Consider the following 10,673-nt stretch of genomic DNA (forward strand, 5'->3'; position numbering starts at 1 on the left):
TTATTTACGCGGCCTCGTTCCAGGCCGCGATGCGGTAGCGGGTTTGCCAGGGTTGGTTCGGATCCAGCAGGACGCCGAGGCGGTCCGCCAGCGGATGGTCCAGCGGCGCCTGGGCCACGCGGCCCAGGTCGAACAGGCTATTGACGGGTTCTGCGCCGATCGCCAGGTGGCGGCTCGACCAGGGGAACTTGATGCGGCCGCCGTTGCTGATCCACAGCATCAGGTCGGGCAGTTGTTCCTGGTCCCACCAGAGGCCGACGCTGGCGCCGTAATCGAGGTAATGCAGTGCGAACGGCGGCGCATCGGCCTGGCCCTGCGGGGCGCGCACTTGCAGCAGCTCTTCACTTGGGGCGGACAGCGGCAGGCGAGCCAGGTCGAGCGAGCCATTCATGGCCGGCATTTGCTGTAGCGAAGCCGAGCAGGTGTCGGGCAGCAGGCGCGAGATGCCGTCCTGATCGGCGGTGGGGTAGCTGTGGATGCCATCGTGTGCACCCAGGCGTACCTGCACGCGGCCCGGTATGGGCGGCAGGCGGAATGTCGGGTGCAGGCCAACGGGAACGCGCACGGCGCGGCGCGCATGCACGATCAGCGTGATGTCCAGCGCGGGCGCCTGGGTGTCGGCCGCGATGATGCGTTCGACGCGGGCAATGGGCGAGGCCGCAGGGTAGTCGATCGCCAGGTGTACCTGGTGCGGCGACGCGCTCACGCAAGACCAATGGTGGTTGGAGGCGAAGCCGTGTCCCCATTCATCCTCCGCTTGCCGCGCGGACCAGCCGGGTGGCAAGTTGCGTGGCTGGTCGGTTCGGCCGAATGGGACGCACGGCCATTCGCCGCGCAGCCGGCGCAGGATGCCGGGCAGGTGGTCGGCAGCCGTCATGCCGTGCCACGGGGCGACGTGCATGACGTCGAGCTCGCGGCCGCCCTCCAGCAACAAGGTGACCGGGGCCAGCATGCCGCCCAGCGATTGCACTTCGGCGCTGCCGAAGGCCCATTGCAGGCGCCATGGCTGCCGTGGCCTGTGCTCAGCGGCGGACATCGAAGGCTCCTCTGCGTGCTGCCTGGACTTGTTCGGCACTGGCCAGGTTGAAGTCGCCGGCAATGCTGTGCTTGAGGGCTGCGGCGGCCAGGGCAAATTCCAATACTTCGCCATGTTCCCAGCCTTGCAGAAAACCGTGCAGGACACCGGCGGCATACGCATCGCCGGTGCCGATGCGGTCGACGATGCCTTCCACCTCGACCGATGGCGCCGCGATTTCAGCGTTTCGGGTATGCAGCGTTGCCGACAGCTGGTGCCTGCTGACACTGTGCTGGACGCGCACCGTGGCGGTTAATGCTTCCAGCGCGGGAAATGCGGCAAAGGCGGCGGCAGCTGCCTCGGCGCGGCGGTCGGCTTGTGCCAGCCCGGGGCGGCGCAGGACCAGGGCGATATCGCGCTGGTCGGCGAAGGCGATGTTAGCGCTAGCTAGTAGCTCAAACAGGATGTCGGCGCCGTCCTGGCCTTGTTCGGCCCACATGGAGGCGCGGTAATTGCCGTCGAAGGAAACGCGTATGCCATTGGCCCTGGCATGGCGTGCAGCCGCCAGCGCTGCCTGGGCTGCGCGCGGACCCACGGCCGGCGTCACGCCGGAGAGATGCAGCCAGCTGGCGCTTTGCAGCAGGGTATCCCAGTCGTAGGCTTCCGGTCCGCTGGCGGCAAATACCGAATGGGCGCGGTCGTAAATGATTTCGGATGGACGCGTGACGGCGCCGGGTGTCAGGAAGTACAGGCCCATGCGGCCGGCGCCGGGGCGCAGGGCAATGCCCCGTGTGTCCACGCCCAGGCCGCGCAGCCGGTCGCGTGCGGCCTGCGCCAGCGCGTTGGCGGGCAGGGTGCTGATCATGGCGGCATCGTGGCCGAACTGGGCCAGCGATACGGCTACGTTGGCTTCCGCACCTCCGATGCAGACCTCAAGGCGTGGCGATTGCAGCAGCATTTCGCCTTGCGGGGCCGACAGGCGGGCCAGCACTTCGCCCAAACAGGCGATGCGGGCGCGGCGGCTGATTGCTTGATTCATCGCGCCAGCCATCCGCCGTCAACCGGCAGCACGATGCCGTGGACATAGTCGCTGGCGCGGCTGGCCAGGAAGACTGCTGCACCATCGAGGTCGGCCGGGTTGCCCCAACGCCCGGCAGGAATGCGCGCCAGGATCGATTCCGAGCGCTGGGCGTCTTCACGCAACGCCTGGGTGTTGTTGGTGACGAAGTAGCCTGGGGCGATGGCATTGACGTTGATGCCTTTGGCAGCCCACTCGTTGGCCAGGGCGTGCGTCAAGCCTGCCACGGCGCTCTTGCTGGCAGCGTATGCCGGCACCCGGATGCCGCCCTGGAAGGACAGCAGCGAAGCGATGTTGATAATCTTCCCGCGGCCTTGCCTGGCCATGTGGGCAGCGGCGGCCTGGCTGAGGAAAAACAGCGATTTCAGGTTGGTGTCGATGACCGCGTCCCAGTCTTCCTCCGTCACGTCGAGTGCATCGGCACGGCGGATGATGCCGGCGTTGTTGACCAGGATGTCCAGGCGCCCCTGGAAGTTCAACGCGGCCTGAACGATTTGCTGCACCGGCGCCGCGGAGGAGAGGTCCGCTTCCACGAACAAAAAGCGGCGGCCTGCGCCTTCGACCAGCGCCTTGGTCTCGTCGGCGGCGCTGCGGCCAACCGCCACAATGTCGGCACCGGCTTGCGCAAGCGCCACCGCGATACCCTGGCCCAGGCCGGTGTTGGCCCCGGTGACCAGTGCGGTCTGGCCTTGCAGCGTGAATAAGTCGGTCATGGCGCGTCCTTATTTCAGCTGGCAGATGTCGAGGACGTTCATGTCGGTATAGTCGAGGTTTTCCCCGCCCATGGCCCAGATGAAGGCGTAGTTCGACGTGCCGGAGCCCATGTGGATCGACCATGGCGGCGACACCACCGCTTCCTGGTCGGCGACGATAATGTGGCGGGCTGAATCCGGCTCGCCCATGAAGTGGAATACGCGCTGGTCTTTTTCCAGGCCAAAGTAGAAGTACACTTCGGAGCGGCGCTCGTGCAGGTGCGGCGGCATGGTATTCCACACGCTGCCGGTTTTCAGGATGGTCAGGCCCAGCAGGAGTTGAGCGGACTGGCAAACACCCGGCACCACATACTGGTAGATCGTGCGGGCATTGGAAGTCTCCAGGCTGCCGCGTTCCAGCGGTACTGCATCGGCAATTGAAATCTTGCGACATTCATAGCGGATGTGAGCCGGCGTGGACGCCAGGTAGAAGCGCGCCGGATTGGTGGCATCCAGCGATTCGAACGTGACCTCCCTGCTGCCCATCGGGATGTACAGGCCATCGCGCGGCGCCAGCTCGAAGGCTGCACCATCGACCGTGACACGGCCCGCGCCACTGGCAACATTGATAACGCCCATTTCCCGGCGAATCAGATATGGCTGGCCCACCGCAGATGCCGGCTCGGAATGCAGCGGCAGGCTGACCGCCTGTTGCACCGGGCTGGCGCCGCCGATGACGAACCGTTCGTGGTGGCAGTAATTGAGCTTGATTGTATCCGGCACGAACAAGTCACCAATCAGGTAACGCTCGCGCAGTTGGTCGTTGCTGGCCTGAGCCATCATTTCAGGATGGGTGGCGTGATAAGTCTTTTCGTACATTGCCTTTTCTCCAAGGTGCAGCCGCTATATTGCTTGCTACCTGTTATCGATAACAACTATAATACCCATAACGAGTGCGAATGCCAAGGAATTTGATCGGGTAATTTGTGCGATGTGCAGTCAAACCAAGCGGGAAGACAAATGACACAAACTGGAAAGCCATTCCGGCGCATCCTGATGACCGGTGCCGCCGGCGGACTGGGAAAGGTACTGCGAGAGCGCATCACGCCATGGGCGGAAGTTGTCCGCCTGAGCGATATTGCCGATATGGGAGAGGCGCGGGCAGGCGAGGAGCTGGTGCAATGTGACCTCGCTGACAAAGCTGCGGTGATGCAGCTTATGGAGGGAGTGGATGCGGTACTGCATTTCGGCGGCATTTCCACCGAGGCGCCGTTCGAGGCAATCATGCATGCCAATATCCTCGGCGTGGCCAACCTGTACGAAGCGGCATGCAAGCACGGCGTGAAGCGCCTGATGTTCGCCAGCTCGAACCACACCATCGGTTACTACAAGACCACTGAAATGCTGGATGCGAACATGCCGACCCGCCCGGACAGCATGTACGGCATTTCCAAGGTGTTCGGCGAGCAGATGTCGCGCTACTACTATGACCGCTTCGACATCGAGACCGTGTGCATCCGCATCGGCTCCAGCTTCCCAGAGCCGGCCAACAAGCGAATGATGTCGACCTATTTGTCCTATGACGATTTGACTGAGCTGGTGCGCTGCTCGCTGTTCGCACCGCGCGTCGGCCACACCATCGTATTCGGCATGTCGGACAACGATTCGGTGTGGTGGGACAATCGCTATGCCGCCCACCTGGGCTACCGCGCTAAGGATTCTTCGTCCAGCTTCGCGCACCTGTTCCCGGATACATGCGAGTTCCCGGCTAAAGACGATGTGACCACCATCTACCAGGGCGGAAAGTTCCTGCTGGATGGCCCAATGTTCAAGTGATAAAGGAATAAGAGATGCTTGGCAATCGGATAAAGCGTGCCTTGTGGCCGATGTGCGCGGCGGCCTTGCTGGCGTTGTCGCCTTTGCTGGCAAATGCTGCGGAGCCATGGCAGGCTGACATGGGCGATGGGCGTTACCGCAATCCCATCCTTCATGCCGACTATGCCGATCCAGACGTGATACGTGTGGGCGAAAAATTCTATATGACCTCGTCCAGTTTTAGCAATGCTCCCGGCTTGCCATTGCTGGAATCGACGGACATGGTCAATTGGGAGTTGGTCGGACATGCGTTGCCTGTTTTGCCGCCTGCGGAAGCCTTTGCCGCGCCGCAGCCGGGCAAGGGCGTGTGGGCGCCAGTGCTGCGCCACCACAATGGAAAATTCTGGATCTTCTTCCCCGATCCTGACCGTGGCGTCTATGTGATGACGGCCGCTAAGTTTGCCGGGCCATGGAGCGTGCCGCATATGCTGTTGCCTGGTAAAGGCATCATCGATCCTGCTCCCCTGTGGGATGATGACGGCCAGGCCTGGCTGGTGCACGCCTGGGCCAAGAGCCGCTCCGGCATCAGCAATATTGTGACCCTGCGCAGCATGGCGCCGGACGGCAGCCGCCTGCTGGACGAGAAGGGCATCGATATCATCAACGGCGAACAGATTCCTGGCTACTTCACCATCGAAGGCCCCAAGCTGTATAAAAAAGACGGCTACTACTATGTCTTCGCGCCAGCCGGCGGCGTGGAAATGGGCTGGCAGGCGGTATTCCGCTCGCGCCAGATCCAGGGACCGTACGAGGACCGCATCGTGATGACGCAGGGCATGTCGGCGATCAATGGACCGCATCAAGGCGCCTGGGTGCAGGGTGTCGATGGACGCGACTGGTTCTATCACTTCCAGGACAAAGGCGCTTACGGCCGCGTGGTGCATTTGCAGCCAATGGCGTGGCATGACGGTTGGCCCGTGATCGGCGCCGACCCGGACGGCGACGGAGTGGGCGAGCCGGTCCTGCAGCACGCAAAACCGGCCGGGCGGAACAGGGGCGTCCTGGTGCCGGCCACCACGGATGAATTTTCAGGCAAGCGGCTTGGCTTGCAATGGCAATGGAATGCGAATTTCAAGCAGGATTGGTACTCGCTGGACGCTCGTCGAGGCAATTTGAGGCTGTTTGCGCAGCAGTCGCCTGCAAGCGGCAGTCTGCGTGACGCAGCCGCGGTCCTGACCCAAAAATTCCCGGCAGCGTCGTTCAGCGCCGACACCAAGGTGGCGCTTGGCGGGCCAGGCTTGGGCGATGGCCAGCAAGCCGGCCTGGTGCTGCTGGGGATGCGTTATGCCTGGCTCGGATTGCGGCGCCAGGATGGCGCGACGCACCTGGTTTACGCGACCTGTGGGCAGCCTTTAGCCGCTTGCGTGGAACGCAGCCAGCTGCTGGCGCTGCCCGATGGCGCGGCCAAAAGTATCGCGCAAGGCCTCTACCTGCGTGTACGTGTGGGCGAGGGCGCTTTGGCCCAGTTTTCTTACAGCCTGGATAACGTGAGCTTTACGCCGGCCGGTGCGCCATTCAAGGCAGCACCCGGGCGTTGGGTCGGGGCCCAGGTGGGCTTGTTCAGTACTGCCTCGGCGGCGCCGAAGCGCGCGGCCTACGCTGATTTCGACTATTTCAGAATTGCCCCATAAAAAAGGAGACAGAGATGCTTAAACGATGGTGGGCCCTCGCGGGCCTGGTTCTGGGTTGTACGCTGCCGCCGGCGCAGGCCGCGGAGACGAATGCCCTGCAAGTGTTTCAGTTCCCGGATGCGCTGCGCTACACGCAACATAACGATGACTACACGGTCAAGGTGCGCACGCCGGGCGGCGTTTGGCAGGACCTGTATGAGTACAACGTCAAGGTGGACCTGGATAAGCCGGTCAAGGACGCGTCGATGGTGTATTTCAATTTCGACGGCGCGGCGGAAGTCTGGGTGCAAAAGAATAACGGGAACTTCTCCAAGGTCGCCATTCGCCCGGATGCGCGCGGCATCAAGCACACTGTGAAAGGCAATTCCGTGTACTTTACGCTGCTGCGCCCGGATAACCTGAGTGTTGAATTCGACGGCGACCGCCATCACAACCTGCACCTGTTCACCCACGCCATCCGCAAGGATATGCCGCGTCCCGCCGAGCCGGTGACAGGGATTGCTTCCGGCAAGGGCAAGATGCCCGACCTTACCCAGCCCACCGTCTATTTCGGCCCGGGACTGCACGACGGCGAATTCCGCATCCGGTCGAATACCACCGTCTATATTGATGGCGGCGCCGTACTGAAGCAGCCTTTGATTTTCGATGGCGTGGAGAACGTCAAGGTCTTCAGCGACGGTTTGTTCTTCGGCGCGGCGCAAACGCAGATCCGGCGGTCGCACAATATCGTCATCGACGGTCCGATTTTCATTAACCAGCCCGAAGGCACCATGCGCTGCATTAATTCCCAGGACATCGAGGAGCGCAGCATCCGCACCATCGGCGGCGGCCAATGGTCGGACGGGCTGGGACATTTTGCCTGTGAACGGGTTACCATCGCTGACAGTTTTATCCGCACTTCCGACGACAGCATCACGCTCTACAACCATCGCTGGGATATCTGGGGCAACACCCGGGACATCAGTGTTCGCGATACAACGCTGTGGGCCGATATTGCACATGCGGTGATGATTGGCATTCACGGCAATACGCCGACGCCGCAGCATCCCGATGCTGAAGTGCTGGAGCGTATCCGCTTCACCAATATCGATATCCTCGAACACGATGAGGATGACCCAGAGTACGAGGGTGCGATCGGCATCATGGCCGGCGACGATAACCTGGTGCGCGACGTCTTGTTCGAGAACATCCGCGTTGAGCGTATCGAAGAAGGTATGCTGTTCAACCTGCACATCGCCTATACGCCAAAGTACAACACCAGCCCTGGCCGGGGCATCGAGAACATCACACTGCGTAATGTCAGTTTCTCGGGCGAAGGCTCGCCTGGCGCCTCCGTCATTTACGGTCACGATGCGTCGCGCAAGGTGAAGAACATCGTGCTGGATAACGTCACAGTGGGCGGCCGCAAGCTGCGCGGTCCGGAACCGAATCTGCTGAATATCGGCCCGCATGTGGAAGGCGTGACTTACCGTTAACCGCACCCTGAACATCGGCGGCTATCTGCTTTTCGGATAGCTGCCTCGCGCAGTGTTTCCAACATGATTTCAGCCGAGGGTGAAAGCTGGTGGTTGCGGCGCGTGATGATGCCATAGGCGTCCATGCGCAGGTCCAGGTCCAGTGGCAGCGATGCCAGCAAGCCATTCTCCAGATATGGCGTGACCAGCTCCAGCGGCATTGGCGCGACCATGTCGGTGTTCATGAGAAGCGAAGTGACAACGGGGATCGCCATAGGCGTCTCGATTTCTGCCGGCAGTTCCAGTCCCATCGACACGAAAAGGGCGGTGATGCGGTCTCGGAGAGTGCTGCCGACCGGCGGCACAATCCAGGTGCAGCTCGCCAGTTCGTGCAGGGATAATTCCGGTGCGTCGAGCAGCGGATGCCCTTTGCGCACAATCAGCTTGTGCGGTTCGTCGGTAATAGGCTCGAAGCAAACGTTCGCCGTGCCGGCAGCATCGCCCACTCGCCCCACCACGATATCAAGTTCACCTGAGCGCAGGCGTTCAAGCAGGGTATTGCTGCAATCAACATCCACCGACACGTTCAAATGCGCATTCCTGGCCTGTAAAAGCTTGATGGCACGCGGGATCAAGGTTGTCGATGGCGTCAAAATGGCGCCCAAAGCGACACGGCCTCGTAAGCCTGATTGCAGTTCGAGTACCTCTTGGTGAGCCGTATCCATTTCGGACAGGGCCGCGCCAGCGCGCCGGATCAAAACGTTTCCGTATAAAGTCGGTTCAACGCCGCGTTGCTTGCGTTCAAACAAAGGCACGCCGAGCGAGTGTTCAAGTTCGACCAGCATCCTCGATGCCGCCGGCTGCGTCATATTGATTGACTTGGCTGCATGCAGGATCGAGCCATGTCTGCCCAGCTCCGTCAGAAGCACGAGATGACGGGTCTTGAGATATGAGCGGATAAAGCGTTGGGAGCGAATGTCAGACATGTAGCTGTCTAGTGGAACCAGGCGTTACGATTTGAGCCAGTCTGAAACATTTGCCGGGGTAAGTCAATGAAAATAAGTTATCGATAACAATTGAGGCTGGAAGCACGGCTGCTGGCGAAATGAAGCCGGCAGCCGCTTACCCAATTCACTCGGCAACCCATTCGTATTGCACGGTAGTCCAGCCCGTCGAACCTTTGCTGTTTTTTGGCGTAGCACCGAACTTGCAGGTCGCGCCAGCGCGTAGTGAAGCCTTGTCCAGCTTGGAATAGCCACTCGAACCAACCACTCGGGCGTCCTTTACAGAACCATCCGAGGCTACCAGAACGGCCAGGCGGACAGTACCTTGCAGGCCGTCGTCGACCCAGGCCATCGGGTAGTCAGGAACGCTGCAGTTGGCAGGTTTAGGGGGCTCGCTGGTTTCGGCCGCGTTGGCGTTCAACGCAATGATCGACAGGGTGAATGCGATAGCGTGCAGCTTATTATTCATGATGAACTCCAATTGACAGGTCTAGTTCGAAAACCTCGCTGGGTTGGAGTGAATATACTGCGCCGCAGCATATGTTTAAAATTTATTCTTTGAATCCATGGCATTCACAGGGTGAATAACGTCTGGATCGGCGCGCTCGCTTACTGCTGCTCTTTGCGCAGCTTCTCGATTGAAGTGACAACCTGCTCGGTGTCATGCGGCGGTCTCAGGAATTGACGCAAGCCTTCGAAAGTGGGGCCAATCAACTCCGCCCGCGCTTCCCTGTCGAAGAAAGTTGAAAGTCCGCCGGCATTGGCCAGCACCTGGCGGGCGGCAACGCCGAGCAGGATTGCGGATGATGCGGTATCGGCCTGGGCGGGCAGGGTCTGGTCGGCTTCGGCAATATGGCGAATGGCGCCGCTCTCGGCGAGGAAGGCGAGGAAGCGTTTGCGTGCCTGCGGGTTAGGTGAGCGGGCCGGCAGGACCAGGACATCGAGGGGCGCATCTTCATACTGCGGCATGTCGTGCACCATCCTCGGAAATGCAAAGAATCCCATATCTTCCGCCAGCGGCTGCGGAAATTTCGCCGCGACAAAGCTCCCCATCAGCATCATGCCCACTTGGTTCCTGTAGAGGTAGGGCAGGACGCGCTCATGATCCTGCTCCATCGTTGGCCTGAAGAAGTAGCCTTTGCGCAACAGGCCGCCCCAGGTATCAAAGACATGGCGCACGCGGGGATCGGTAAACGGCACATCCCCGCGCAGTAGCTTGCGATGGAACTCAAGGCCGTTGAGGCGCAGGTTGAAGTAATCGAACCAGCCCGCCGCTGGCCAGTTGTGTGCGGCGCCCAGGCCCAAAGGCGTGACTCCCGCCGCCGACAGGCGTTCGCACACCTGGAGGAATTCGCTCCACGTGGTGGGCAGGGGAATCTCGAGGCGGCTGAACAGGGATTTGCGATAGACGAAGCCCCACGGGTAGTAATACATGGGGAAACCGTAAATCTCGCCATCGATGCGTGTCGATTCAATGGTGGTGGGATAGAACTTCGTCTTCTTCAGCAACGCCAAGGTGTCGGCATCGAGCGGTGCCAGCAACTTGTTGGCGGCGGCATCGCGCAACCGTTCGCCGGCGTACCAGAAGGCCAGGTCAACTTGCCCGCTTTGCAGGCGGGCTGTGAAGTCGCGCTTATATGGCTCCTGGGGATAACCGCGATGGATGACCTGGACGTCCGGATTGGCGGTCGAAAATTCATTGATGACGCGAATCCATGCAGTGCGTTGCGCACTGTGGGAAACGATGTAATTGACCACCAGCTGATCGTTGGCCGCGACCGGGGCTGAGAATAAGGAGTACAGACAAAGAACCCCTGCCGCCATGAACATTCGGCGGCGGCCTTGAATCGGGAACGAGGATCGCTTCTGGTCGGCCAGCATGGATTAAGTGTGGTCGCAACGTCGCTGGCTGTCAACGTGCAAC

At 61.1% G+C, this 10,673-nt stretch carries 10 protein-coding genes; 3 read left to right on the plus strand and 7 right to left on the minus strand.

The window, feature by feature from the left end; translation table 11 throughout:
- Window positions 1–4: 4 nt before the first annotated feature.
- The 4 genes from AC1RTP_RS04275 to kduI are packed head-to-tail and all read right to left on the minus strand — an operon-like array spanning window position 5 to window position 3,664.
- Window positions 5–1,036: a hypothetical protein gene (locus tag AC1RTP_RS04275; RefSeq protein ID WP_498605034.1), complete on the minus strand. Its 1,032-nt coding sequence runs from the start codon at window positions 1,034–1,036 to the stop codon at window positions 5–7.
- Entirely contained in the window at window positions 1,023–2,054 is a 1,032-nt protein-coding gene (locus AC1RTP_RS04280) for a sugar kinase (RefSeq protein WP_498605036.1), read from the minus strand. Before AC1RTP_RS04280 ends, AC1RTP_RS04275 begins: the two co-directional genes overlap by 14 nt.
- Window positions 2,051–2,806: a 2-dehydro-3-deoxy-D-gluconate 5-dehydrogenase KduD gene (gene kduD, locus AC1RTP_RS04285; RefSeq protein ID WP_498605037.1), complete on the minus strand. Its 756-nt coding sequence runs from the start codon at window positions 2,804–2,806 to the stop codon at window positions 2,051–2,053. The genes AC1RTP_RS04280 and kduD overlap by 4 nt, the downstream gene beginning before the upstream one ends.
- Window positions 2,807–2,815: 9 nt before the next feature.
- Window positions 2,816–3,664: a 5-dehydro-4-deoxy-D-glucuronate isomerase gene (kduI, locus tag AC1RTP_RS04290; RefSeq protein WP_498605039.1), complete on the minus strand. Its 849-nt coding sequence runs from the start codon at window positions 3,662–3,664 to the stop codon at window positions 2,816–2,818.
- 141 nt (window positions 3,665–3,805) lie between these two features.
- Between kduI and AC1RTP_RS04295 the strand changes: the two genes are divergently transcribed.
- Genes AC1RTP_RS04295 through AC1RTP_RS04305 form a run of 3 tightly spaced genes read left to right on the plus strand, consistent with a single transcriptional unit; the run spans window position 3,806 to window position 7,766 of the window.
- Window positions 3,806–4,621, plus strand: coding sequence for an NAD-dependent epimerase/dehydratase family protein (locus AC1RTP_RS04295; protein WP_498605041.1), 816 nt, complete (start codon window positions 3,806–3,808; stop codon window positions 4,619–4,621).
- Window positions 4,622–4,635: 14 nt separating this feature from the next.
- The gene (locus tag AC1RTP_RS04300; RefSeq protein WP_498605042.1) at window positions 4,636–6,291 is read left to right on the plus strand and encodes a glycoside hydrolase family 43 protein; all 1,656 of its coding nucleotides are present in this window, start codon (window positions 4,636–4,638) and stop codon (window positions 6,289–6,291) included.
- 14 nt (window positions 6,292–6,305) lie between these two features.
- A complete protein-coding gene (locus AC1RTP_RS04305) occupies window positions 6,306–7,766 on the plus strand; it encodes a glycoside hydrolase family protein (RefSeq protein WP_498605044.1) in 1,461 nt (486 codons plus the stop codon).
- Here the strand turns inward: AC1RTP_RS04305 and AC1RTP_RS04310 are convergent.
- From AC1RTP_RS04310 to AC1RTP_RS04320, 3 genes are all read right to left on the minus strand, one after another.
- Entirely contained in the window at window positions 7,763–8,731 is a 969-nt protein-coding gene (locus AC1RTP_RS04310; protein ID WP_498605046.1) for a LysR substrate-binding domain-containing protein, read from the minus strand. The genes AC1RTP_RS04305 and AC1RTP_RS04310 overlap by 4 nt on opposite strands.
- A gap of 145 nt (window positions 8,732–8,876) precedes the next feature.
- On the minus strand, window positions 8,877–9,218 hold the full coding sequence (locus tag AC1RTP_RS04315; RefSeq protein WP_498605048.1) for an energy transducer TonB: 342 nt from the start codon (window positions 9,216–9,218) through the stop codon (window positions 8,877–8,879).
- Window positions 9,219–9,358: 140 nt separating this feature from the next.
- A complete protein-coding gene (locus AC1RTP_RS04320) occupies window positions 9,359–10,630 on the minus strand; it encodes an ABC transporter substrate-binding protein (RefSeq protein ID WP_498605050.1) in 1,272 nt (423 codons plus the stop codon).
- Between the last annotated feature and the right edge of the window lie 43 nt (window positions 10,631–10,673).

Source organism: Pseudoduganella sp. GW821-FHT11H04, assembly GCF_058807935.1.